Source organism: Pseudoxanthobacter sp., assembly GCF_036822375.1.
In the GTDB taxonomy this organism is placed as follows: Bacteria; Pseudomonadota; Alphaproteobacteria; order Rhizobiales; family Segnochrobactraceae; genus Pseudoxanthobacter.
Genome location: NZ_DAISHT010000034.1, coordinates 1 through 24,444, shown reverse-complemented (window position 1 = coordinate 24,444; position 24,444 = coordinate 1). Strand labels below are relative to the sequence as shown.

18 protein-coding genes are annotated in these 24,444 nt (G+C 69.3%); 5 read left to right on the top strand and 13 right to left on the bottom strand.

The genetic code is table 11. The features are described 5' to 3' along the window. Positions 1-320 precede the first annotated feature (320 nt). Positions 321-1,730, top strand: coding sequence for an LLM class flavin-dependent oxidoreductase (locus tag V7067_RS05675; RefSeq protein WP_334174915.1), 1,410 nt, complete (start codon positions 321-323; stop codon positions 1,728-1,730). A gap of 129 nt (positions 1,731-1,859) precedes the next feature. Here the strand turns inward: V7067_RS05675 and V7067_RS05670 are convergent, their stop codons facing one another. Further along, complete coding sequence (locus V7067_RS05670; protein ID WP_334174914.1) at positions 1,860-2,909, bottom strand: NAD(P)-dependent alcohol dehydrogenase; 1,050 nt, start codon at positions 2,907-2,909, stop codon at positions 1,860-1,862. 344 nt (positions 2,910-3,253) lie between these two features. Further along, positions 3,254-4,837: an aldehyde dehydrogenase (NADP(+)) gene (locus V7067_RS05665; protein ID WP_334174913.1), complete on the bottom strand. Its 1,584-nt coding sequence runs from the start codon at positions 4,835-4,837 to the stop codon at positions 3,254-3,256. 411 nt (positions 4,838-5,248) lie between these two features. Between V7067_RS05665 and V7067_RS05660 the strand changes: the two genes are divergently transcribed. From V7067_RS05660 to V7067_RS05650, 3 genes are all read left to right on the top strand, one after another. Next, positions 5,249-6,868 carry a UxaA family hydrolase gene (locus tag V7067_RS05660; protein WP_334174912.1) on the top strand — a complete coding sequence of 540 codons (1,620 nt, stop codon included), beginning with the start codon at positions 5,249-5,251 and terminating at the stop codon, positions 6,866-6,868. After that, positions 6,822-7,886: a GntR family transcriptional regulator gene (locus V7067_RS05655; protein ID WP_334174911.1), complete on the top strand. Its 1,065-nt coding sequence runs from the start codon at positions 6,822-6,824 to the stop codon at positions 7,884-7,886. The genes V7067_RS05660 and V7067_RS05655 overlap by 47 nt, the downstream gene beginning before the upstream one ends. 209 nt (positions 7,887-8,095) lie before the next feature. Continuing rightward, entirely contained in the window at positions 8,096-8,971 is an 876-nt protein-coding gene (locus V7067_RS05650) for a DMT family transporter (protein ID WP_334174910.1), read from the top strand. Positions 8,972-8,979: 8 nt separating this feature from the next. Here the strand turns inward: V7067_RS05650 and V7067_RS05645 are convergent, their stop codons facing one another. The 11 genes from V7067_RS05645 to V7067_RS05595 form a co-directional block, all read right to left on the bottom strand. After that, a complete protein-coding gene (locus V7067_RS05645; RefSeq protein ID WP_334174909.1) occupies positions 8,980-10,434 on the bottom strand; it encodes an NAD-dependent succinate-semialdehyde dehydrogenase in 1,455 nt (484 codons plus the stop codon). 49 nt (positions 10,435-10,483) lie between these two features. After that, the gene (locus tag V7067_RS05640) at positions 10,484-11,512 is read right to left on the bottom strand and encodes a proline racemase family protein (protein ID WP_334174908.1); all 1,029 of its coding nucleotides are present in this window, start codon (positions 11,510-11,512) and stop codon (positions 10,484-10,486) included. Between the two features lie 10 nt (positions 11,513-11,522). Further along, positions 11,523-13,223: a GMC family oxidoreductase N-terminal domain-containing protein gene (locus tag V7067_RS05635; RefSeq protein WP_334174907.1), complete on the bottom strand. Its 1,701-nt coding sequence runs from the start codon at positions 13,221-13,223 to the stop codon at positions 11,523-11,525. A 6-nt stretch (positions 13,224-13,229) separates the two neighbouring features. Continuing rightward, positions 13,230-14,705: an aldehyde dehydrogenase family protein gene (locus V7067_RS05630; protein WP_334174906.1), complete on the bottom strand. Its 1,476-nt coding sequence runs from the start codon at positions 14,703-14,705 to the stop codon at positions 13,230-13,232. Between the two features lie 26 nt (positions 14,706-14,731). Next, the gene (locus tag V7067_RS05625; protein WP_334174905.1) at positions 14,732-15,739 is read right to left on the bottom strand and encodes a proline racemase family protein; all 1,008 of its coding nucleotides are present in this window, start codon (positions 15,737-15,739) and stop codon (positions 14,732-14,734) included. A gap of 18 nt (positions 15,740-15,757) precedes the next feature. Continuing rightward, a complete protein-coding gene (locus V7067_RS05620) occupies positions 15,758-16,666 on the bottom strand; it encodes a dihydrodipicolinate synthase family protein (RefSeq protein WP_334174904.1) in 909 nt (302 codons plus the stop codon). Between the two features lie 115 nt (positions 16,667-16,781). Then, entirely contained in the window at positions 16,782-17,615 is an 834-nt protein-coding gene (locus V7067_RS05615) for an amino acid ABC transporter ATP-binding protein (RefSeq protein WP_334174903.1), read from the bottom strand. A 14-nt stretch (positions 17,616-17,629) separates the two neighbouring features. Then, positions 17,630-18,277 carry an amino acid ABC transporter permease gene (locus tag V7067_RS05610; protein WP_334174902.1) on the bottom strand — a complete coding sequence of 216 codons (648 nt, stop codon included), beginning with the start codon at positions 18,275-18,277 and terminating at the stop codon, positions 17,630-17,632. An 83-nt stretch (positions 18,278-18,360) separates the two neighbouring features. Beyond that, positions 18,361-19,236, bottom strand: coding sequence for a transporter substrate-binding domain-containing protein (locus tag V7067_RS05605; RefSeq protein WP_334174901.1), 876 nt, complete (start codon positions 19,234-19,236; stop codon positions 18,361-18,363). Positions 19,237-19,286: 50 nt separating this feature from the next. Next, on the bottom strand, positions 19,287-21,188 hold the full coding sequence (locus tag V7067_RS05600; RefSeq protein WP_334174900.1) for a proline racemase family protein: 1,902 nt from the start codon (positions 21,186-21,188) through the stop codon (positions 19,287-19,289). 338 nt (positions 21,189-21,526) lie between these two features. Then, a complete protein-coding gene (locus tag V7067_RS05595; protein WP_334174899.1) occupies positions 21,527-22,435 on the bottom strand; it encodes a LysR family transcriptional regulator in 909 nt (302 codons plus the stop codon). A gap of 139 nt (positions 22,436-22,574) precedes the next feature. On the opposite strand from V7067_RS05595, the gene V7067_RS05590 reads away from it, so the two are divergent. Further along, positions 22,575-24,218, top strand: coding sequence for a GMC family oxidoreductase N-terminal domain-containing protein (locus tag V7067_RS05590; protein WP_334174898.1), 1,644 nt, complete (start codon positions 22,575-22,577; stop codon positions 24,216-24,218). Positions 24,219-24,444: the final 226 nt, after the last annotated feature.

Sequence of the window (24,444 nt, the reverse complement as noted above, 5' to 3'; positions counted from 1 at the left end):
CGCCTCGTAACCGGCATCGGGGCCCGCGCCCCACTGCGGCACGGGGCCGGCCTGCGCCGGGGCGGCCGGGCTTTCGGAGGCCGGGTTTGCGGCGGCCGGTGCGCGTGTCTTCTCGATCGTCGTCATGCCGTCGTTCCTGAAAAAACCGCCGCAGCGGATGGGGTGCCCATATATCCCTATAATCGATAAATCATATAGACAAAAACGACGCAAGATGCTGTCATGCGGCGGACAGGCCCTTTGCCCGCGTGCTGTCGCGCGGCTTGCGCGGGCCCTCCCGCCCTCGTGTGGCATATCGCGATATTCGGAGCAGACCGGCCATGACCCGGCAAATCCACTTCAACGCATTCGAAATGAACTGCGTCGGGCACCAGTCCCCCGGCCTGTGGGCGCATCCGCGCGACAAGTCGTGGAAATACAAGGATCTGGACTATTGGCAGGATCTGGCCCGCACGCTTGAGCGCGGCATCTTCGACGGCATCTTCATCGCCGACGTGATCGGCTATTACGATGTCTACAAGGGGTCCAATTTCCATGCGCTGCATCAGGCCGCGCAGATTCCGGTCAACGATCCGCTGCAGCTCGCCGCTCCGATCGCGCTGGCAACCGAGCATCTCGGCATCGGGATCACCGCCTCGACCTCGTTCGAGCACCCCTATACGTTCGCCCGCCGGCTGGCGACCGCCGACCACCACACGAAGGGTCGTGTCGGCTGGAACATCGTCACCTCCTATCTGGAGAGCGGGGCGAAGAACGTGGGCGAGGGCGGCCTGAGGCGCCACGACAACCGCTACGAGGTCGCGGCCGAATATCTGACGGTGCTCTACAAGCTGCTCGAAGGCAGCTGGGAGGAAGGCGCGGTGCTGCGCGACCGCGAGCGGCGTATCTTCACCGATCCCTCGAAGGTTCACGAGATCGGCCACAAAGGGCGGTTCTTCGAGGTGCCGGGCTACAGCCTGACCGAGCCCTCGCCGCAGCGCACGCCGGTGCTGTATCAGGCCGGCGCCTCCGGCGCGGGCAAGGCGTTTTCCGCCGCCCATGCCGAATGCGTGTTCGTCGGCGCGCCGACGAAATCGCTGCTGAAGGCCTATGTGGAGGATATCCGCCGCCGTGCGGTGGCCGCCGGCCGCCGGGCCGACCAGATTCGCATCTATAACCTCGTCACCATCATCACCGACGAGACCGACGAGAAGGCGGAGGCGAAGTTCCGCGAATACGAATCCTATGCCTCGTTCGACGGCTCGCTGACGTTCATGTCGGGCTGGAGCGGCATCGATTTCGGCCAGTATGCCCCGACCGATCTGGTCCGGAAGGTCGATACCAACGCCATCGTCTCGTGGGTCGAGCATTTCTCGACGCCGGAAAAGCCGTGGACCATTACCGAGCTCGCGCGCTGGGGCGGCATCGGCGGCGTCGGGCCGGTGTTCGTGGGCTCGCCGGCGACGGTGGCCGACATTCTTGAGACGTGGGTGGAGGAAACCGGCGTCGACGGCTTCAACCTCGCCTACGCCGTGACCCCCGGCACGTTCGAGGACGTGGTGGATTATGTCGTGCCGGAACTGCAGAAGCGCGGCGTCTATCCCACCGCCTACCGGCCGGGCACGCTGCGCGAGAAGCTGTTCGGCGAAGGGCCCTATCTGCCGGCGAACCACCCGGCGGCGCAGTATCGCGATATCGAGGCGGTGAAGCGCCGCGAGGCCGGGGCACGGGCGGCGACGGCGGCCGAATGAGCCGGCGCAGGCCATCTGCCCGGCCGGCCGTGGCCGGTCGACCGCGGCGGCAATGACGGGCAAGGCCGGAGATAAAGACAGATGAGAGGAGGGACCGGGCACGACGCCCGGTCCCTTTTGCGTTCCGGTTCAGCTCTTCAGCGAAGCCATGTCGATGACGAAGCGATATTTCACGTCGCTCTTCAGCATGCGGGCATAGGCTTTCTCGATATCCTGAATCGGAATGATCTCGATATCGGAGGTGATGTTGTGGGCGCCGCAGAAGTCCAGCATCTCCTGCGTTTCGGCGATACCGCCGATGAGCGAGCCGGCGAAGTTGCGCCGCCGCCAGATGATGCTGAACACGGCAACCGGCAGCGGCTGTTCCGGCGCCCCCACCTGCACCAGCGTGCCGTCGCGCTTCACCAGCCCGAGATAGAGGTTGATGTCGTGCTGCGCCGCCACCGCATCGACGATCAGGTCGAAGCTCTCGGCATGGGCGGCGACCGCTTCGGGATCGGTGGACAACACCACCTCGTCGGCCCCGAGGCGCTTGCCGTCGGCAATCTTGGAAGCGGAGGTGGTGAACAGCACCACATGGGCGCCGAGTGCATGGGCGAGCTTGACGGCCATGTGGCCGAGGCCGCCGAGGCCGACGACGCCGACCTTCCGGCCCGGGCCGGCGCCCCAGTTGCGCAGCGGCGACCAGGTGGTGATGCCGGCGCACAGCAGCGGCGCCACCGCCGGCAGCGGCAGGTTTTCCGGAATGCGCAGCACGAAGTCCTCGCTCACCGTGATGTGCGTGGAATAGCCGCCGTAGGTGTGCCCGCCGCTCACCGCATCCGGCGAATTGTAGGTGCCGGTGAAGCCGGGGGTGCAATATTGCTCCAGCCCTTCCTGACAGCTCGGGCAGGAGCGGCAGGAATCCACCATGCAGCCGACGCCGGCCAGATCGCCGGCGCGGAAGCGGGTGACATCGCTGCCGACCGCGGTGATACGGCCGACGATCTCGTGACCGGGCACGGCCGGGAAGACGGTGTTCTGCCATTCGTTGCGGGCGGTGTGCAGGTCGGAATGGCAGACGCCGCAATAGAGAATTTCGATCAGGACATCGTTGGGGCCGGGATCGCGTCGCTCGAAGGTGAAGGGGGCGAGCGGCGTGGCGGCATCGCGCGCGGCATAGCCGGTGCAGGTGAACATGGCTTTCGTGTCCCTTGGCTGGGGTCCGTGGCGGAGCGGTCTCAGGCGGAAAAGCAGGCGGGGCGACAGGGGCGACGGCCGACAGGCCGGCGGCAACGGGAAAACGCGGCCGGCCGCAGGTGACGGGGAGCGGGTGCGGGTGCAGACAGTGCGGCGGGCAGGCAAGGCCGGCCGCACCCGGTTCGGAACATGCAGGTTCAGAGCAGACAGGTTCGCCGCCGGGGTCCGGGCCGCGCCCCCTGTTGTGCTGCATGATCGTCGAATGACGATAGATGTCGGCCGCGACTTCCGCAAGCGGAGAAGACGCCGGGCCGGCTGCGGCCGGCCCGCGCCCGGTCAGTCGCTCAGGCTTCCGGCAGGGTCAGGCGGCCGTCGATGCGGCGCGGCACCCGGAAGGGATTGTCGTCGCGCAGCACCGGCGGCAGCAGCGCCTGCGGCACATCCTGATAGCACACCGGCCGCAGGAAGCGGTCGATGGCCAGCGTGCCGACCGAGGTGGAGCGTCCGTCCGCGGTGGAGGGGTAAGGCCCGCCGTGCACCATGGCATGGGCCACTTCCACCCCGGTGCCGAAGCCGTTGACCAGCACGCGGCCGACCTTGCGCTCAAGATGCGGCATCAGGCGGGCGGCAACGGCGGTGTCGCCGTCGTCGAGGTGGATGGCGCCGGTGAGCTGGCCCTCCAGCGCATCGATCACGGCGTGGAGCGCGGCCTCATCCGGGCAGCGCACCACCAGCGAGGCGGCGCCGAAGACCTCGGCCTGCAGGCGATGGTCGGCAAGGAAATCCGCCGCGGCGGTGGCGAACAGCCGCGCGGTGCCGGAAAGATCGCCGCCGTCGAGCCCGCTGGCAACCGCCGTCACGGCCGGGTTTTCGGCGAGCGCGGCAACGCCGGCCCGGTAGGCGGCAAGAATGCCGGGGGTGAGCATGGTCTGTGCCGCGCAGGCGGAAAGCGCGCCGGCGGCCGCCGTGAGGAACCCATCGAGCCCCGGCCCCTCCAGCGCCAGCACGAGACCGGGATTGGTGCAGAACTGGCCGGCGCCGAGCGTGAGCGAGGCCGCGAAGGCCGTGCCGATGGCCGCGCCGCGCGCCGCGATGGCCGCCGGCAGCAGCACGACGGGATTGATGGAGCTCATCTCCGCATAGACCGGGATCGGCTCGGGGCGGGCGGCGGCGATCTTCATCAGCGCCGTGCCGCCGCCGCGCGAGCCGGTGAAGCCCACCGCCTTGATGCGCGGATCGGCCACCAGCCCCTGACCGATGGCGCGGCCGGAATCGAACAGCAGCGAGAAGGTGCCCGCCGGCAGCCCGCAGGCGGCAACGGCCTTCTGCACCGCCCGGCCGACGAGCTCGGAGGTGCCGGGATGGGCCGAATGGGCCTTGACGATCACCGGGCAGCCGGCCGCGAAGGCCGAAGCGGTGTCGCCGCCGGCGACCGAAAAGGCGAGCGGAAAATTGGAGGCGCCGAACACCGCCACGGGCCCGAGCGGCTGGTTGACGAGCCGCAGGTCCGGCCGCGGCAGCGGCTTGCGCTCCGGCTGGGCGGGATCGATGCGCACGTCCAGATAGCCGCCGTCGCGCACCACGGCCGCAAACAGCCGCAACTGGCCGACGGTGCGGCCGCGCTCGCCTTCCAGTCGCCCGCGCGGCAGGCCGGTCTCGGCCATGGCCCGCACGATCAGCGCATCGCCAAGGGCGAGGATCTCGGCGGCAATCGTTTCCAGAAAGGTGGCGCGCAGCTCCGGCGCGGCGGTGCGGTAGGGATCGAAAGCGGCGGCGGCCAGCGCGCAGGCCTCTTCCAGATCGGCCGCCGTGGCCCCGCCGAAGGCCGGTTCCATGGCCGCGCCGGTGGCCGCTTCCACGGCGCGGAGCGTGCCGGCGGTGCCGTAGCGCACCTGCTGCCCGACCAGCAGCATTCCCTCAATCGTCATTGCAGTTGGTCCTTCCGGCGTTTCCGGCCCGGTTCTGTTTGCGCCCCGGCGGCGTTCGCGGCAGCCGGGGCATGTTGTCGTTAAAATCCGTCCGATGGTTCCGAATGTCCATGCCCCGCCGGGCCGCCGTCCTTCTGGCGACAAAAGGACGGCAGCGCGGACAGGGTTCCTGCCGCCGGGGCGACCGGCGGCCGGGGACGCCCGCCGGCGGCGGGGCCGGAAAACTCTGCCGCACCATGGCGGTGGGCGGCGGAGGAAGCGGGCCGGGCCGACCGGCGGAGGGCCGCCATTCGGGACTTGACCGGAACGGGTCTAGCATGATTGAACATTGCCGGCAATGTTCAAAAAATGGCTGCGCAGCCCCGGACCGCCCGGCCGGCGCCGGCCCGAAGGCCCCCGGGAGGGCGCACGATGTCTGCCGATACCGTCTCTGCCGATCTTTCCCCGGCCCCGGCCCCGGCCCCGGCCCCGGCTTCCGCCACGGCCGGCGCCGCTGCGGTGCCGCCGGTGATCCGGCTTCACGCCGATGACACCGTGGCGGTGGCGCGGGCGGCGATTGCGGCCGGCACGGCGCTGGGGCTTTGCGGACCGGGCCTCGCCGGGCTTGCGGCGACGGCGGACATTCCGCGCGGCCACAAGGTGGCGCTGGCCGCCGTTCCGGCCGGGGCGGCGGTGCGCAAATACGGCCAGATCATCGGCCACGCCCGCGCGGATATCGCCGCCGGCGACCATGTGCACGTCCACAACCTGACCATGACCGACGAGGCGGTGACCCATGCCTTCTGTGCCGATGCGCGCCCCGTGCCGTTGCTGCCGGGGCCGGAGCGGGCGACTTTTCAGGGCTATCTGCGCGCCGACGGGCAGGTCGGCACCCGCAATTACATCGGCCTCATCACCTCGGTGAACTGTTCGGCAACGGTGGCCCGGGCGGTCGCCGGCCACTTCGCGGGCGGCGGGCTGAAGGGCCGGCGCAATGTCGACGGCGTGGTGGCGCTGACCCACGGCGGGGGCTGCGCCATCAACACCGCCGGGGAGGGCTATCGCTTCCTCACGCGCACGCTTTCCGGCTATGCCCGCAATCCCAACTTTGCCGGCATCGTGATGCTGGGGCTTGGCTGCGAGACCAACCAGATCGATCAGGTGCTGGCGGCGGGCGGGCTCAGCGAGGGGCCGATGCTGCACAGTCTGACCATCCAGCGCAGCGGCGGCACCCGCAAGACCATCGCCGCCGCCATTGAGGCGGTGGAGGCGATGCTGGACGGGGCAGAGGCCGCGCAGCGCACGGCGCAGCCGCTGTCCGGCCTGAAACTGGCGCTGCAATGCGGCGGCTCGGACGGCTATTCCGGCATTTCCGCCAACCCGGCGCTGGGCTATGCCGCCGATCTCATCGTGATGAACGGCGGCACGGCGGTGCTGAGCGAGACGCCCGAGATCTACGGTGCCGAGCACCTGCTGACGCGCCGCGCGGTGAGCCCGGCGGTGGCGGAAAAGCTGGTCGCGCGCATCGATTGGTGGCGCGACTACACGGCCCGCAACGGGGCCGAACTCAACAACAACCCCTCCCACGGCAACAAGGCCGGCGGCCTCACCACCATTCTGGAAAAGTCGCTCGGCGCTGTTGCCAAGGGCGGGTCGATGCCGCTGGAAGCGGTCTATGAATATGCCGAGCGCATCGACCGCACCGGCTTCGTGTTCATGGATACGCCCGGCTACGATCCCGTGGCGGTGACCGGGCAGGTGGCAGGCGGCTGCAACATCGTCGCCTTTACAACGGGACGGGGATCTGTCTCCGGTTTCAAGCCGGCGCCGTGCATCAAGATCGCCACCAATTCCGACATGTATGCCCACATGGCCGAGGACATGGATATCAACTGCGGCGGCATCGTCACCGGCGAGGATACGATCGAGGCGGCGGGCCGGCGCATCTTCGACAAGGTGCTGGCGGTGGCCTCCGGCGAAACGTCGCTGAGCGAAGGGTTCGACTATGGCGACAACGAATTCGTTCCCTGGCCGCTCGGTGCCGTCACCTGAAGGCGGGGCCGGGGCGGCGGGCTTCACCCGCGACAGCCCGGCCTATGCGGCCATCGCCGCCGTGCTGCGGGAGGCCATCGCATCCGGGCGCCTCGGGCCCGGGGCGGTGCTGCTGGAAGGGCCGCTGGCGGCGCTGTTCGGCTCCTCCCGCTCCCCCGTCAAACAGGCCTTGCAGCAGCTTTGCCGCGAGGGGCTGGTGGCGCGCTTTGCCGGCCGCGGGCTGATGGTGGGCGACGGCAGCGCCGCACCGTGCCGGGTGCCGGTGACGGCGACCATGCTGGAGCTTTGTCGCGACAGCGATCTTCCGGCCGCCGCGCCGCTGCCCGCCCTTGGCCAGAATGCCGGCCAGAAGCTCTATTACGAGGTGGAGCGCGCGCTGATCCTGACCTCGGTGTTCGGCCGGTTCCGCGTCAACGAACTGGCGCTGGCGCGCCACTTCGGCGTCGGGCGCACGGTGGCGCGCGATGTGCTGCTGACGGCGCAGGCGGCGGGCATTCTCACCAAGGACGAGAAATCGCACTGGTATCTGGTGCCGCTCGATGCCAGCCGCTTCGCCGATCTCTACGAACTGCGCTGCCTGCTGGAACCGGCCGCCATCCGCACCGCGGCGGGCCATGTGCCGCCCGGCGAACTTGCGGCGATGGCCGGCCGGCTGGAGGCGGCGGAGGCCGCCTATCCGCAGGTGGGGGTTGCTGCGCTCGACGCGCTGGAAACGGATCTGCACGTTCGCTGCATCGGCCTCGGCCGCAATGCGGAGATCGTCGGCGCGCTGGCGCGCACCCGCTGCCTGCTGGTTTCCGGCAAGCATATTCAGGCCGCTCTGTCGCAGAGCGAGCCGGTCGACAATTTCATGGGCGAACACCTCGCCATCATCCGCGCGCTGCAGGCGGAGAACGGCGAGCGCGCCGCGCGCTTCCTGCTCGACCATCTCACGGCCTCCCGCAGGAAGGCGGTTGCCCGCCTCGCCGCCTTCCATGCCGGCCATGCGCTGGTGCCGGTGGCCTATATTCAGGCCTGAGGCCGCCGGCTGGCCGGGCCATTGACGCCGGGCGGCCGGGCGGCGCATCGTTGCGGCGCAACCGGGCCGTCAGGGTGGCCCGCTGTGCCGTGCTTTCGCCACCGGGTCCGTTGCCCGTCCGGGCAGCCGGACCTGCGATCGGAGAAGCCGGGATGACGGGCGGGGGCAGAACAGGCGCAGGCAGAACAGCTCCGGTCGGACCGGCACCGATGGGCATGGCGGTTGGCCTGATGCTGGCTGCCAACGTTCTGCTGCCCTTGCAGGACGCCCTGACCAAGGCGCTGATCGGCAGCCTGCCGGTGGGGCAGGTGATGCTGCTGCGCAGCCTGACCGTGCTGGTGGCGGTGCTGCTCATCGGCCGCGGCGCGGTGGCCGGGCGCATGGTGCGCGCCCGCATGAAGGGCTTCATGCTGCTGCGCGGGCTGATCAACCTTGCCGCGTGGATCTGCTTTTACATGGCGCTGCGCACCCTGCCGCTGGCGCAGGGGGTGACGATCTATTTCGTCTCGCCCATTCTGGTTGCGCTCATCGCCGGGCCGCTGCTGGGCGAGCGCATGCCGCTGCTGCACTGGGCGGGCGCCATCATCGGCTTTTTCGGCGTCATGCTGGCGAGCGGCGTGGCGGAATTCCGCCTGTCGCCGGCGGTCGGGCTCGCCTTTCTGTCGGCGGTGTTGTGGGCGCTGTCCCTCGTCATGCTGCGGCGCACGGCCAACGCGGAAAGCACCCTCGTGCAGGTGGCGTTTTCCAGCGCGGTGTTCGTGGCCGTCACGGCCGTGCCGCTCCTTGCCGGCGAGGTCTGGCAGCCGAGCGCCGCGCAGGCCGCTGCCATCGCCGGTGTCGGGCTGATCGGCGGGGCCGGGCAGTGCGCGGTTTATGAAGCCGCGCGCCGGCTGCCGGCGCCGGTGCTGTCGTCGCTGGAATACAGCGCCATTCTCGGCGGCTTCGGCCTCGGCTATCTGATGTTCGGCGAGGTGCCGGCGCCGATGGTCAGCATCGGCGCCGCGCTGATCGTGGGCTCGGGCGTGATCGTGGTGGCGCTGGAGCGCCGGCGCAGCCGGGGACCGGCCGCGCCGCACGCCGGCTGAGGGGCGCCTCAGAGCGCAGCCAGCTCGGAGACGAACTTGGTGCGCAGGAAGGCGTCGAGCCCCTCGATGCCGCTCTCCGACCCGTAGCCGGATTCGTTGACGCCGCCGAACGGGGTCTCCGGCGTGGAAACGGCCATGTGGTTGACGCCGACGAGGCCGGCATCGAGCGCTTCCTCGGTGCGCTGCGCGAGGGCGCCGGAGCGGGTGAACACGAACGAGGCGAGCCCGTAGGGCAGCGCGTTGGCGCGTTCGATCACCTCGTCGAAGCCGGCAAACGGCGTCAGCGAGGCAATGGGGCCGAACGGCTCGGTCGACATGATCGCGGCATCGGCCGGCACATCGGCCAGCACGGTCGGGGCGAAGAAGTGGCCCTGATTGCCGATGCGCGTGCCGCCCAGCTTCAGCTGCGCGCCCTTTTCAACGGCATCGCGGACCAGTTCTTCCATGGCGGCAAGGCGGCGGCGGGCGATCATCGGGCCCATCTGCGTGCCGGCCTCAAGGCCGTTGCCGATCTTCAGCGCCGCAGCCAGCTCCACGAAGCGGCCGGTGAAGGCCGCGTAGACCGATTCATGGATGAAGAAGCGCGTCGGCGAGGTGCAGACCTGGCCGGCATTGCGGAACTTGAAGGTGGCGAGCGTGCGCGCGGCCAGCTCCAGATCGGCATCGCCATGGACGATCACCGGCGCGTGGCCGCCGAGTTCCATGGTGCAGCGCTTCAGCGTGGCGGAGGCCAGCCGCTGCAGTTCCTTGCCCACGGCGGTGGAACCGGTCAGCGTCACGGCCTTCGGGATCGGAGAGGCGAGCAGCACCTGCGACACGCGGGCCGGCACGCCGAATACCAGATTGAGCACGCCTGCCGGCAGGCCGGCTTCCTGGAAGCAGCGCGCGATGGCAACCGCCGTGCCGGGCGTCTCTTCCGCCGGCTTCATGATGACCGAGCAGCCCGCGCCCAGCGCACCGGCGATCTTGCGGATGACGTTGGAGGACGGGAAGTTCCACGCCGCGAACGCCACCACCGGGCCGACCGGCTCCTTCAGCACGATCTGGCGCACATTCGCCATGCGGGCGGGCACGATGCGGCCGTAGGCGCGCTTGCCTTCCTCGGCATACCAGCGCGTCACGTCGGCGGCGAACTGCACCTCCGGCACCGCCTCGCCGAGCGGCTTGCCGTTTTCCAGCGTCAGCAGGCGGCCGATGCGGTCCTTGCGGGCCTCGATCAGGTCGGCGGCCTTCATCATCAGGGTATAGCGGGCCTGCGCCGTCAGCGCCTTCCACACGCGGAAGCCCTTCTGGGCGGCGGCCAGCGCGCGCGCAAGGTCGGCATCGGAGGCATGGGGCACGGTGCCGAGCGCCTCGCCGGTGGCCGGATTTTCCAGCACTTCGCTTTCGCCGGTCGAGCCCTGACACCACTCGCCGTCGATCAGCAGCTCGATCTTCTCATCGTAAAGCGCGGGTTCGCTCATTGTCTCAAGTCTCCAGAAGGCCCGGGAGGAGGAGGGCCGGAAAACGGGGTCAGCGGCAGAGGAAGCCGTCGGGCAGGGGATCGCCGCCGGCAAGCACGAAGCGGTGCTCGCCGGTGATGTGGGCAAGGCCGGCGATATGGGGGCGGATGCTGCCGGGCTCGCCCGCGATCGCCACCGGCGTGGCGGTGAAATCGACGCCGAGGATGTTGCGGGTGCGGATGGTCTCGCCCGGCGCCAGTTCGCCGCGGGCAACGAGCTGGGCAAGGCGGGCCGAGGAACCGGTGCCGCAGGGCGACCGGTCGAACTTGTTGGCCTCCAGCACGACGAGCTGGCGACTGACGAGGCCGGCCCCGCGGCCCTGCGTGTCGTAGAACAGGATGCTGTCGACCGGCTCGTGCACGCCGTCCACCGCGCCGGCCGCGATCATGGCGTTGAGGCGGGCCTTGAGGACCGCCCCGGTGGCCATGGCCTGCGAAACGCCGGCCGGCTCCAGCGCGATGCCGGCTTCCGCGGCCGGCACCAGCCCGTACCAGTTGCCGCCCCACGCTACGTCGGCACACACGGCAACGCCGCCGGCGCTGACCGGCACGCCGCTGGCCGCGACGCGGGCCGGTACGTTCTCGAAGGTAACGGCCGCGACGCGCCCGGCCTGCCGGCTGACGCGCACGGTGATGACGCCGGCCGGCACCTCCAGCGTGAAGGCGGTTTCGGCCGCCTCCGCCGGCCCGATCAGGCCCATGTGATCGAGGGTCACCGCAAGGCCGATGGTCGCGTGGCCGCACATCTCAAGATAAGTGTAGCTGCCGAGAAAGAAGGCGCCGAAATCGGCCACCCGGCTTTCCGTCATCACCACGCCCACCATGGCCGCATGGCCGCGCGGCTCGTGCAGAAGGAAGGTGCGCAGCGCATCGAAACGGGTGCGGAAATCGTCGCGCCGCGCCCGCACGCTGTCGCCGGAGAGAACCGGCAGGCCGCCGGTGACGACGCGGGTCGGGTGGCCGGCAGTGTGGCTGTCGATGGTGGCGATCCACCGGCGCGCGGTTGTTGCGGGGGCGGTCGTTGTGGCGGGGGCGGTCATGACACGCCCCTCAGCGGCCGGCGCGGATGGCATCGGCGATCTTCTCGCCGGCCATCACGGTCGTCAGCATGGTGTTGGCGCTGATCACCGCCGGCATGATCGAGGCATCGACCACGCGCAGTCCGTCGACGCCGATGACGCGGGCGGTGCTGTCCACCACCGCCTTCTTCTGATCCGCGCGGCCGATGCGGCAGGTGCCGGAGGCGTGCCAGCTGCCGCAGGCATTCTCCCGGATCCAGTCGCGCAGCGCCTGCCGCGATCCCATCATTTCGCCGGCCTTGAGGCCGGGCGTGATGATGTTCTCGATCATCAGCCGGCGCGACAGTGCCCCCGTGCCCATGATGCCGGCGGCCATCAGCGTCATGAACCAGTTGGTGCGGCTGACGGCGCCGAGCTTGCGCACCCGCTCGGAGAAGGTGGCCGGGAAGATGTTCTCGATCACGCCCTTCATGGCCGGATCGTTCACGATGGCCCACAGCCGGTGCATGCCGTCTTCCAGACGCAGCAGGTCGCGCTCGTCGGAAAGCTGGCGGAAGTTGACGAACGGCGCGGTTTCCGCACCGGGGCCGGCCAGCCGCACCTCGCCGGTGGAATAGGGCCGGTTGACGCACACCAGAATGGAGGCGAGCCGGCGGCCGAGCGGATGCCAGGCCGCGCGGTTGGAGGGCAGCACGAACATGTCGCCGGGCGTGGTATCCGGCAGGCCGGAGGTGTAGCGGTAGCCGATCTGGATGTGGCGGCGCTGGCTCGGCGGCAGGCGGGCGGGCTTCGGCAGATAGGCCGCGAAGGCGACCATCGGATGGTCCTGCAGGTTCTGCCCCACGCCCGGCCGGTCGGCGCGCACGGCGATGCCGAAGGCCCGGAGGTGTTCGGCCGGGCCGATGCCGGCCCGCATCAGGTGGCCGGGCGTCTGCAGCGCGCCGGTGGAGAGGATCACCTCGCGGGCCTTCAGCACCTGTTCTCCGCGCGGGCCGGTGGCGCGCAGGCCGGTCACCCGGTTGCCCTCGAACAGCAGTTCCGTCAGCTCCGTTTCCGCCAGAATGGTCAGGTTCGGCCGGGCGCGCACCGCCCGCGTCAGGTAGGCGCGGGCGGTGGAGACGCGCTTGCCATCGACGTTGTTGATGGTCATCGGGAAATAACCATCGTCGAACACGCCGTTGTGGTCGCCGATATTGGCAACGCCCCGCCGCTTCAGCACCGTTGCAACGGTGCGGGCGAAGGGCGACCAGTCCTTTTCCGCAATGCGGCGCAGCGGCAGCGGGCCGTGGCTGCCGTGAAGCTGGCTCTCGCCGAAATCGAGGTCGGTTTCGAGCTTGCGAAAATAGGGCAGCACATCGTCCCAGCCCCAGCCCTCGGCACCGTCGGCCTTCCAGCCCTCATAGTCCCACGGCGTGCCGCGGAAGGCGAACTGGCCGTTGATGGAGGTGCCGCCGCCCATCACCTTGGCCTGCTCGTAGCGCCGGCCTTCTTCACCGGCAAAATGCGGGTCGGTGAGGTGAACCTTCAGGTTCTGCCAGTGATAGAAGCGGTTGAAGTAGGCCACGATCGGATAGGCATCGAGGGTGTCGGCCGGCTCGGCGCCGGGCGGGGTATCGCGGCCGGCCTCGATCAGCGCAACCCGGAAGCGCGATTCCTCGGAAAGCCGGCTGGCCAGCACGGCCCCGGCCGCGCCGCCACCGACGACGATATAGTCATATGCGTGTTCGGACATGTTCGCTCAGCCGTGATTGTGCCAGACGGTCTTGAAGCGCAGGAACGCCTCAAGACCCGCGCGCCCCATCTCCTTGCCGAAGCCGGAGCCGGCGAAGCCGCCCTGCGGGGTGGCGAAGTCGGGCTGGCGGCCGTGGCCGTTCACCCACACCGTGCCGGCATTGAGCCGGGCGGGCAGGGCGAGCGCCTTGGCGGCGGAGGTGGTGTAAAGGCTGGCTGCAAGGGCATAAGTAGGATGATTTGCCATGGCGAGGGCTTCTTCCTCGTCGTCGTAGCCGTAGACGGAGAGCACCGGGCCGAAGAACTCTTCCCGGAAGCCGACCGAGCTGTCCGGCACGCCGGAAAGCACCGTCGGCTCGAAATAGGCCCCGGCATTGAGGCCGGCATGGCGCTTGCCGCCGGTCAGCACGGTGGCGCCGTCGGCGACCGTTTCCGCCACCATGCGCTCGATGCGGGCGCACTGCCTTTCGCTGATGATCGGCGGCAGGGTGGCGGCGGTGTCCCAGGTCGGGCCCGGGCGGCGGGCCTGCGCGAGGGCGACGATGCGCTGGGTCAGTTCGCCCAGCAGGCGGCGCGGCGCGATGAGGCGCGAGCCGGCGGTGCACACCTGCCCGGCATTGGCCAGAAAGCCGCCGGCCACGGTGGCGGCCAGCGCCTCCAGATCGTGGGCATCGTCCATGACGAGCTGAGGCGTCTTGCCGCCCAGCTCCAGCGTCAGCGGCTTGGTGCCGGTCAGCGCCGCATCCGCCATCACCCGTGCCCCGGTGGCCGAGGAGCCGGTGAAGGTGATCTTGCCCGTCAGCGGATGGCGCACCAGCGCCGAGCCGGTTTCGCCCGCGCCCTGCACCACGTTGAACAGGCCCGCCGGCAACCCGGCCTCGATGGCGAGTTCGGCAATCACCACCGCCGATGAGGGCGTGAGTTCCGACGGCTTCAGCACCACCGCATTGCCGGTGACCAGCGCCGGCGCCGACTTCCAGATGGCGTTGATGGCCGGAAAGTTGAACGGCGCGATGGAGGCGATAACGCCGTAGGGCTCCGGCCGCAGCATCGTGGTGCCGCTGTTGGCACCGGCGATCAGCGTGCCTTCGATCTTGTCGGCCCATTCGGCGAAATAACGCACGGCGCCCGCGGCGCGGACGAGGTCGCGGGTGATGACGTCGGCCACCGGCCGGGTGGTCGTCGCCGCTTCCAGCCGGCCGAGCCCGGTGCGCCGGGCGTCGATGAGATCGGCCCAGGCCTTCAGCACCCGGGCGCGTTCGGTGGGCGTGGCGGTGGCCCAGCCGGAGGCCACGCGGGTATCGGCGGCAAGGCGCACGGCCTCGTCCACCAGCCCCGCATCTGCCGCCCGGATGGTGCCGATATCCGCGCCGTCCGAAGGGCGCTTCAGGGCGATGGCGTCGCCGTCGCCGGCCACCCGCCGGCCGCCGATGAGGTGGTCGGTGATGGCGGCCACGCCGTTCGGGTCGAAATCATGGGACATGATGTCCACTCCAGAGCGTTCGCGCCTCACACCCCCGTCAGGCGGAAGCCCGACTGGAAGGGATCGTGGGGATCGAGGAAGAAATTGAAGGAGCCGGTGAGGTAGGCCGAGCCGGTGACGGTGCAGCGGATGGCCGGCAGGTCGCCCACCGTGGTCTCGCCGTGGATGGCGCCGGTGAACACCGTGTCGAGAATGCCGGCGTGGCGGAAGGTATCGCCGGTCTTCAGTTCGCCGCGGCCGTGCAGCATGGCCATGCGCGAGGCGGTGCCGGTGCCGCACGGAGAGCGGTCGATGACGGTCGGCGGGCAGACGACGACGTTCTTGCCGTCGAAGCGTGTGCCGTCGCCCTCGCCGATGATCTCGATCTGGTAGATCTCGTTGACGTGCGGCAGGGTGGGGTGCTGCACCGGCACGGCGGCAAGGCCGGCGCGCAGTTCCGCCGCCGCGCTGACCAGCGCCCAAGCGTTGTCGGTCGTCAGATCGAGACCGAGGTCGGAGCCTTTGACGATCAGGTAGAAATCGCCGCCGAAGGCGATGTCGGCCCGCACGGTGCCGAAGCTCCTGGTCTCCACCATCACGTCGCGGCGGTAGAGGAAGCTCGCCGGCATCTCCAGCGTGACGGAGACGGCGCGGCCCCCTTCCACCTTCACCCGTGCCGGCACCACGCCGGCCGGCGTGTCGAGGCGCACCAGCGTTTCGCCTTCCACGGCGGTGATGTAGCCGGCTTCCACCGCAATGGTGGCAACCGCCATGGCGCAGTGGCCGCACATCGGCGGATAGGTATCGGGCTCCAGAATGATCATGCCGATGTCGGCATCCGGCGAGCAGGCCTCGGTGAGCACGGCCGCCGGCATGTTGAACGAGCCGCGCGGCTCGAACAGCACGAGCTGGCGCAGCCAGTCGCGGGTCATCAGATCGGCCCGCTTCTCCACCATGGTGTTGCCGCGGATCGGGCCGAAGCCGGAGGTGATGAGGCGCAGCGGGCAGCCGGCGGTGTGGGAATCGATGCCCTGAATGATACGGGTGGAACGCATGTCGGTCGCTTTTCGGGATCAGGCGAGCTTCTGGATGGTGGCGGCGACGTCGGCTTCGGCGAGGATGCGCGCCACGCCGGCCATCTGCGCATCGGTGAACGGCAGCAGCGGCTCACGCGGGATGCCGACCGGCTGGCCGAGGGTGTTCATCGCCGCCTTGATGCCGGCATAGAACGAACCCGCCTTGAAGCAGCGGTAGATGGCGAACAGCGCCGGCTCCAGCGCATCGGCGGTTGCCGCATCGCCGGCCCTGCAGGCATCGAAATAGCGCCGCACGAGGCGGCCGGAGAGCTGGTGGGCCATGGCGACGACGCCGGTGACGCCGAGCGGCAGCGCGGCGCGGATCATCGTCTCGTAGCCGACGAACACGGCGAGTTCGCCCTTCACCTTCTGGCAGAGTTCGGTGACCTGCTGGATATCGGCGGAGGAATCCTTGATGGCGACGACATTGGGCAGCTCGGCGAGCCGGGCCACCAGATCGGGCGTGATGTTGACGCCGATGCGTGCCGGGCTGTTGTAGAGCATCACCGGCAGGCCGGTGGCGCCGCAGACGCGGCGATAGAAGTGCTCGGCCTCGCGCAGGTCCGGCTTGGCGTAGATCGGCGGCAGGGCAAGAATGCCGTCGCAGCCCGCCTTCTCGGCCGCCGCCGACAGCGCCTCGACCACCCCGGTATGAAGATCGGACACGCCGGCCAGAACCGGAACGCGGCCGGCCGCCACCTTCACGGTCGCCTCAAACAGCTTCACCCGCTCTTCCACGCTCATGGCATAGAACTCGCCGGTGGAGCCGCAGACGATCAGGCCGTCGGCGCCGTTGCGGATGTTGGCCTCCGCCAGTTCTTCAAAGCGGGGGAAGTCGATCGGGCCTTCCGGCAGGAAGGGGGTGACCAGAACACTGTGAATGCCCTGCCAGGTGGTCTTGCTCATGGCGTGTCTCGGTTTGTCGCAAAAAAGGGTTGAACGGGGCCGTGGCGCGGGCCGGCAGCAGCGCCGGCATGCGCAAGAAAAGCGATCTTTTTCAAATGCCTGCGGGTGCGCCGCGTCAGGTGGCGAGCAGCGGGCGCATCAGCTCTGCGGTGGCGTGGAAGCGGTTGACGAAGGTGCGCACGCGCTCGTTTTCAGGGTGCAGCAGCACCTGCTGCGGCGTGCCCTGGGCCGCGATCGCGCCCTGATCGAGGAACACGACGCGGGTTGCAACCTCCAGCGCGAAGCCCAGCTCGTGGGTGACGACGAGCATCGTCATGCCTTCGCGGGCAAGCCCGATCATGGTGTTCAGCACTTCGCCGACGAGTTCCGGGTCGAGCGCGGAGGTCGGCTCGTCGAACAGCATCATCGTCGGGCGCATGTTGAGGGCGCGGGCGATGGAAACGCGCTGCTTCTGCCCGCCGGAAAGCCGGGTCGGCATGCGGTCGGCAAAATCGGCCATGCCCACCTTGGCGAGCAGCTCCATGGCCCGCGTGCGGTTGGTGCGGTCGTCTTCCTTCAGCACCGTGCGCGGCCCCTCCATGACGTTGGCCAGAACGTTCATGTGGGGAAACAGGTTGAACTGCTGGAACACCATGCCGACGCGGCTGCGCATGGCGGCGACGTCGCGCGCCCGCAGCCGGGCATTGTCGCGGCCGTCGGGCGAGCGGTCGTAGATCGGCTTGCCGCCGATGGCGATGCGCCCGGACGTCGGCTGCTCCAGCAGGTTGACGCAGCGCAGCAGCGTGGTCTTGCCGGAGCCGGAGGAGCCGAGCAGCGCCACGACCTCGCCGGGATAGACGTCGAGATCGATGCCCTTCAGCACTTCGTGGGCGCCGAACGACTTGCGGATGTTGCGGATGCGGACGAGCGGGGCGGCGGTTGCGGCGGCGCTCTGTGTCGGTGCGGTCATGGTGCGGCTCCCCCTCAGCGGTTGCGCATCTCAAGCCGGCGGGCGAGATAGTTGGAGGGAACGAGGATGGCGAGGAAGATGATGCCGACGACCGTGTAGACTTCCATCGGACGGTAGGTGAAGGACGAAATGTAGCTCGCCTGATAGAGCAGGTCCGGCACGGTGATCACGGAAAGGAGGGTCGTATTCTTCATCTGGATGATGGTCTGGCCGGCAAGCGGAGGGATCATCTGGCGAAAGGCCTGCGGAAGAATGATCCGCGTCATGGCCTGCCACGACGACATGCCCAGCGCGCGGGCGGCATCGGCCTGTCCGTGATCGAGCGACTGGATGCCGGCGCGCAGGATTTCCGCATAATAGGAGCCGCCATAGAGGCTGAGAGCGAGGATGCCGGCGGCCTCACGCGAAATATTGATGCCGGCGAAGATCGGCAGCGCGTAATAGCTCCACAGCAGCCACACCAGAAGCGGCACGTTGCGAAAGAATTCGACGAACAGCATGCCGCCGATGCGCAGCGCGCGGAGCGGCGAAAGCTGGGCCAGAGCGATCAGGAGGCCGATGACGAGCCCGAGGACGCAGGTGATCACCGTGTATTGCAGGGTGATGAGCAGTCCCCAGCCAAGCAGGTGGGCGTTTTGGGTGATGACCGACCAGTCGAACACGGGCTTCGAGACCTTCCGGAATAATCAGGGGCAGGGGATGGCGGGAGCCGGTGAGGGGGGAGCCGGCTCCCGCCGCATCGCCGTCAGAAGCTGAAATCGGGGGGCAGCATCGTCAGGTCGATACCGTGCTTCTCGAAGGACTGCTGGAGCTTGCCCTGCGCCAGACCGAGGGCGCGCTGCTGGTTGACCCAGTTGGTGAGCCAGTTCTCGTAGCCTTCGTTGCCTTCCTCGCGGCGCACGCCGATGGTGGCGGGATTGCGCAGCACCGGGGTCGGCAGGGTGATCTCGCCGTTGATCTGCTTGGCGATCTGCACCGCATCGAAGATGGCGACGATCATGGCGTCGGCGCGGCCGGACTGCAGCTCCATGACGCCGAGCGGACGGTCCTCGATCGGAACGATGGTGGCCTTGGGCGTCAGCGCTTCCGCGACCACCTGCATGGTGCCGCCCTTCTGAACCACGATCTTCACGGCCGGATCATTGAGCGAGGCCCACGTCTTGCGGGTGTTGCCGGGCTTGGTGACGATGGCCCAGGCATCGGTGAAAAGCGGGGCGTTCAGGTAATCGACCACGAGGCCGCGCTTCGGATTGGGGTTGAGGCCGAAGGCGATGTCGATCTTGTTGGCCTGAAAATCGGCGGCCAGATTACCCCACGTCGTCTCAACCGGAACGACCTTGACGCCGAGGATGCCGGCGATGTCGTTGGCCCAGTCCATGTAGAAGCCGCCCCACGCACCGGTATCGCGGTCGCGGATATAGCCGGGCTCCTCGCCGACCATCACCGGCACGCGCAGTTCGCCGCTGGTGCGGATGCGGTCGAGCACGAGGTTGGGGTCGGCGGCAACTGCCGCCTGAAAGCCGGACAGCGCCATCACCACCAGGGCGACGACGAACAGGGCGAGGCGGCGCAGGGAAAAGCGGGCGGCCGCGGGCGGCCGGGCGGGGGCAAGGGTGTGCATGGTGGTTCCCAGAGTTCTCTGTCAGGTTGTGTCGGGGTTCTGGAGGTTTGTTATCGCAGGAAGCCGCTGCCGAGCGGGTCGCCCGCTTCCTGAATGAGCGTGGCGATAGCCTTGAGGTGCGCGCGACCCGTGATCCGGGTGGTAACGGCCACGGCACCGCCGGTGCCGTGGGTGACAGTGGAGATTTCGCCGGCAAGGCGGCCGCCGAACAGGCTGACGGCCTCAAGCCGGCCGCCCGGCCGCGCGCTGCCGGCGGCGCAGCGCAGCGCAAGCAGGCAGGCGAGCCCGGCAACGCCGGGGGAACGGTCGAATTTCTGCCGGTCGATGGCGAGGAACTGCAGCACGGTGCCGTCTTCGGCGGTGCTGTGAAACAGCACGGATTCCACATTCGGCCGGGTGCCGCGCCGGCGTGGCAGGGCGGCATTGAGGCGGGTGCGGATGGTCTCGCCGGCGGCCAGCAGCGGGTCGATGTGGGCGGCGGTCAGCGACAGGCCGGCGGCATCGGCATCGATCAGGGCATAGCAGCCGCCGCACAGCACGATGGCCGCTTCAACGGTGCCGTTGTCGAGGGCCACCGTGCAGCTCTGCTCGGCCACGATGGCCGGCGGCATTTCCAGGGCGATGGCGTCGCTGTCGTCCTCGGTGCCGGCGTGAACGGTGACGATGCCGTCCGGCAGCTCCATGGTGAAGCGGCTGCGGCCGGCAAGGCGGCCGAGCGCCCGCAGCGCGGCGGTGTAGCCCATCACGGCATGGCCGCAGAAGCCCGGGTAGCCGTAGGACGCGATGAAGAAGGCACCGAAATCGGCCGCCGACGAGGCCACCGGAACGAGGCCGAAGGCGCCGGAGTGGCCGCGCGGCTCGTGCAGCAGCAGCGGCCGCAGCGCATCGTAGCGTTCGGCAAACTGCCGCGCCTTGGCGGCGACGCTGTCGGCATCCAGCCCTTCGAGCGGCTCGATGAGAATGTGGGTCGGGTGGCCTTCGGTGTGGGTTTCGATGACGCGGAAGGTGCGCGCACCGTCCGGCAGCTCGACGCTGAGGGCGCCTTCGCCGATGCCGGCCCCGATGCCGGCGCCGAGCCCGAGGCGGCGGTCGCTCTTCTCGAAGGTCATGGCCGAGAGGCGGTCGCTGTCGGTATTGATCCACAGCACTTTGGCGGGCACGGTGCCGGTGTTGCGCCAGCGGTGGGCGATGCGGCTGTTGAAATAGGCGCCGTCGCCGGGGTTCAGCGCTTCCGCATCGCGGTCGGCCAGCGCCAGTTCGAGCGAGCCTTCGAGAACGTAGATGAGTTCTTCGCCCTCGTGGGCGTAAAACCCGTCGCTTTCGCGGTCGGGGTCGATGGTCCAGACCTCGGCATCCATCAGGCGCTGGGAAACGGTGAGCTGCTCGATGGTGACGCCCGGCCCGAACGAGCCGACGATCCGGCCCTGCCCGCGCCGCACGACCGGAAAGTCGCGCCCTTTCGTGCCGCCGAGAAGCTCGGCAAGGGTGCGGCCGAACACCTCGGCGATGGCGTTGAGGCGGGCCGGGGAGAGGAAGGCGACGCCGCGCTCGAACATCGACAGGTGCGAAGGCGCGATCTCGGTGCGCTCGGAGAGTTCGCGCAGCGACAACCCGGCCTCCTGCCGCAGGCTGCGCACCCGCGCCCCGAGATGGTTGAAGGCGATGACGGCGGTTTCGTCCTCGCCGGCGGCGGCCGGGGCGGCGGCTTCGTCCTCGCTGTCGAGAAGGCGGCGGATGGCGGACAGGCTCTGGCCGTCCACCCGGCGCATGCGGTCGATGCGGCGCACCCGCTCGATGTGGGTTTCGCCGTAGGAGCGGTGCCCGCTGTCGGACTTGTAGGGCGACAGCAGGCCCTGACTCTCCCAGGAGCGCAGCGTGGAGACGGCGACACCGGTCACCTTGGCAACGTGCCCGATGGAAAACGGGAAGCGGTTGTCGGCCGTCCTGATCATCTGAAATCTACATACCGATTGGAGGAATCACGAACACACACAGACGGTATGTTGATTTATTGAACGGGTCAACGCCCTGCCGGCGGACGGCGACGTTTTTTGCCGCAGGAATGCGGCGCGCCCCGGCCATGAGTTGCAAAGGCGGCGCCGGACGCGCGCCACAGGTTGAGCGCTCCCCCTGCGGCGCAGCGAGGCCGCCGCGGCCGGACCGTTGCAGGGCGACTCATGGCGTAAAAATGCACCATAATACGGCCGGCGCGACATTGCGCAGAACGCAGCGACGCTGCCCGGTGCGGCGTTTTCCGCCGGGCAGCGGGCCGCGTCGCAGCGGAGGAACGTCAGCGCCGGGCGAACAGCGTGCGGTCGGTCCGCACCTGTTGGGTCAGCGCCTGCAGCACCGCCTGAACGCGGCGGCGATGGCGCACGTCCTCATGGACGGAAAGCCAGTAGGTGCGCGTCAGCCGCAGCTCGCCGGCAAACAGGCGCTCCAGCCCCGGATGGCCCGCGGCGAGGAAGGTCGGCAGAATGCCGAGGGCGGCGCCCGCGGCGACCGCGTTGAGCTGCGCCATGACGCTGGTGCTGCGAATGCGCGGCTTCACATCCACGCCCTCGGCCAGACGGGTGAAATCCAGTTCGCCGGTGAACAGCAAATCCGGGATATAGCCGGCGAACAGATGGCCGGTGAGATCGGCGATGTGCTGCGGCCGGCCGTGGCCGGCAAAATAGGCGGCGGTGCCGTAAAGGTCGAGGGTGTAGTCGGTGAGGCGGCGCACGGTTACCTGACCCGTCGTCGGCCGGTCGAGGGTAATGGCGATGTCGACTTCGCGGCTCGCCAGCGAATAGGTGCGGGGCAGGGCGACGAGCTCGGTTTCAAGCTGCTCGTGGGCGGCGGTCAGACGGGCGAGGGCGGCGGCGAGATAGCCGATGCCGAGGCCCTCCGGCGCTCCGACCCGCACGCGCCCGGCCAGCGGCACGGCCTCCTCGCCGAGGCCGGCGACGCGGCTGAGCACGATGGATTCGATGGCCTCGGCCGCCTGCGCGAGTTTCTCGCCCTGTTCGGTCACGCTGGTGCGCCGCCCGGCGCGCTCCACCAGCGCCGCACCCAGCGCCTTTTCCAGCCGCACGATGCGGCGGCCGACGGTGGAATCGTCAAGGCCCAGCGCCCGGCCGGCCTGCGTCAGCCGCCCGGCGCGGGCCAGCTGGAGGAAGATGCGCAGGTCATCCCAGTCGAGGTCGTCGTGCTGCATGGCGCCCGATCTGCATTTTTGCGGAAGCGAGGCGAAAATATCGGCCTTGAGCGCGAAAATACACCCTGTCATGACCATGGAAACGACACCACGGACCACGCCGCGCCTGACAGCGGCGGGCGCACGGGAGGAACCGGCGATGACAGAGGAAAGCGCAGAGGCGGCGAGCCCGTGCGAGGGCCTGTTCGACTACATCATCGTCGGAGCCGGCACCGCAGGGTGCATTCTGGCCAACCGGCTTTCCGCCGATCCGCGCAACCGCGTGCTGCTGCTGGAAGCCGGCGGCCGCGATAACTGGATCTGGTTCCACATTCCCGTCGGCTATCTGTTTGCCATCGGCAATCCGCGCGCCGACTGGATGTTCCGCACCGATGCCGAACCGGGTCTCAACGGCCGGTCGCTCGCCTATCCGCGCGGCAGGGTGATCGGCGGCTCGTCGGCCATCAACGCCATGATCTCGATGCGCGGGCAGGCGGCCGACTACGATCACTGGCGCCGGCTCGGCCTTTCCGGCTGGGGCTATGACGATGTTCTGCCGGCGTTCCGGGCGCTGGAGGATCATTTTCTCGGGGCGAGCGACGTTCACGGCGCCGGCGGCGGCTGGCGCATCGAGGCCCCCCGGCTTTCCTGGCCGGTGCTGGACGCGGTGGCCGGGGCCGCCGGCGCCATGGGCATCCGCCGGGTCGCCGATTTCAACACCGGCGATAACGAGGGGGTCGGCTATTTCCACGTCAACCAGAAGCGCGGCCGGCGGTGGTCGTCCGCACGCGGCTTTCTGAAACCGGCGCTCGGCCGGCCGAACCTCAGGCTCATCACCGGTGTGCTGGCGGACCGGCTCATCATCGCGGACGGCCGCGCCGCCGGCGTGCGCTTCCGCCAGAACGGCCGCACGTTCGAGGCGCGCACGGCCGGCGAGGTGGTGCTGTCGGCCGGCGCCATCGGCTCGGTGCAGGTGCTGCAGCGCTCCGGCATCGGCCCGGGCGACTGGCTGCAGCAGGCCGGCATCCGCGTGGCCGCCGAACGGCCCGGCGTGGGGCGCAACCTGCAGGATCATCTGCAGCAGCGCGCGATCTACAAGGTCCACGGTATCGGCACGCTGAACGAGCGGTATCATTCGCTGACCGGGCGGGTGCTGATGGGGCTCGATTATGCGCTGCGGCGTCGCGGGCCGCTGACCATGGCGCCCTCGCAGCTCGGTATCTTCACCCGCTCCGACGCCGCGCAGGAGCGCGCCAACATCCAGTTCCATGTGCAGCCGCTGTCGCTCGACCGTTTCGGCGAGCCGCTGCATCCCTTTCCGGCGATCACCGTTGCCGCCTGCAATCTCCGGCCGTCGTCGCGCGGCTTCGTGCGCATCCGTTCCGCCGATCCGGAGGCAGCCCCGCAGATCGCGCCGAATTATCTGGCCACCGCAGACGACCGGCAGGTTGCCGCCGATGCCATCCGCGTCACCCGCCGGCTGATGGCGCAGGCCCCGATGGCCCGTTTCCGCCCGGCGGAATATCTGCCGGGTCCGGCGGTCGGCAACGACGATGCCGCCCTTGCGCGGGCGGCGGGCGATATCGGCACCACCATCTTCCATCCGGTCGGCACGGCGAAGATGGGGCTCGCCGGCGATCCGGCGGCGGTGGTCGACGCGCGGCTGCGGCTGTTCGGCATCGGCGGTGTGCGGGTGATCGATGCCTCGGTGATGCCGGCGATCACCTCCGGCAACACCAACACGCCGACGGCGATGATTGCCGAAAAAGGCGCCCGCATGATGCTGGAAGACGCCCGGCGATGAAGCCCGCGGGCGCGGGCGGCCGGCGCGGCAGAAGCCGCCGGCCGCCCGCCGCGGTCAGATCAGGTCGCGGGGTATGGTCTCATCCCAGCGCCGGCGGGCGACTTCGGCACCGTTCTCCCGAACCGTGAGATCGCCGCTCAGGAAGAAGTGCGTCGCATCGCTCGTCATGGAGGTGACGCTGTCGATGGCGATGCGCCAGCCGTCGCGGCCCATGTCGTAGCGCTGG

Coding starts and splice junctions, on each gene's coding strand:
- V7067_RS05660 (WP_334174912.1), top strand. CDS start 5,249: ATGTCTGCCGATACCGTCTCTGCCGATCTTTCCCCGGCCCCGGCCCCG.
- V7067_RS05670 (WP_334174914.1), bottom strand. CDS start 2,909: ATGTTCACCTGCACCGGCTATGCCGCGCGCGATGCCGCCACGCCGCTC.
- V7067_RS05675 (WP_334174915.1), top strand. CDS start 321: ATGACCCGGCAAATCCACTTCAACGCATTCGAAATGAACTGCGTCGGG.
- V7067_RS05665 (WP_334174913.1), bottom strand. CDS start 4,837: ATGACGATTGAGGGAATGCTGCTGGTCGGGCAGCAGGTGCGCTACGGC.
- V7067_RS05625 (WP_334174905.1), bottom strand. CDS start 15,739: ATGCGTTCCACCCGTATCATTCAGGGCATCGATTCCCACACCGCCGGC.
- V7067_RS05595 (WP_334174899.1), bottom strand. CDS start 22,435: ATGCAGCACGACGACCTCGACTGGGATGACCTGCGCATCTTCCTCCAG.
- V7067_RS05630 (WP_334174906.1), bottom strand. CDS start 14,705: ATGTCCCATGATTTCGACCCGAACGGCGTGGCCGCCATCACCGACCAC.
- V7067_RS05615 (WP_334174903.1), bottom strand. CDS start 17,615: ATGACCGCACCGACACAGAGCGCCGCCGCAACCGCCGCCCCGCTCGTC.
- V7067_RS05620 (WP_334174904.1), bottom strand. CDS start 16,666: ATGAGCAAGACCACCTGGCAGGGCATTCACAGTGTTCTGGTCACCCCC.
- V7067_RS05600 (WP_334174900.1), bottom strand. CDS start 21,188: ATGATCAGGACGGCCGACAACCGCTTCCCGTTTTCCATCGGGCACGTT.
- V7067_RS05590 (WP_334174898.1), top strand. CDS start 22,575: ATGACAGAGGAAAGCGCAGAGGCGGCGAGCCCGTGCGAGGGCCTGTTC.
- V7067_RS05640 (WP_334174908.1), bottom strand. CDS start 11,512: ATGACCGCCCCCGCCACAACGACCGCCCCCGCAACAACCGCGCGCCGG.
- V7067_RS05605 (WP_334174901.1), bottom strand. CDS start 19,236: ATGCACACCCTTGCCCCCGCCCGGCCGCCCGCGGCCGCCCGCTTTTCC.
- V7067_RS05635 (WP_334174907.1), bottom strand. CDS start 13,223: ATGTCCGAACACGCATATGACTATATCGTCGTCGGTGGCGGCGCGGCC.
- V7067_RS05655 (WP_334174911.1), top strand. CDS start 6,822: ATGGCGACAACGAATTCGTTCCCTGGCCGCTCGGTGCCGTCACCTGAA.
- V7067_RS05645 (WP_334174909.1), bottom strand. CDS start 10,434: ATGAGCGAACCCGCGCTTTACGATGAGAAGATCGAGCTGCTGATCGAC.
- V7067_RS05650 (WP_334174910.1), top strand. CDS start 8,096: ATGGGCATGGCGGTTGGCCTGATGCTGGCTGCCAACGTTCTGCTGCCC.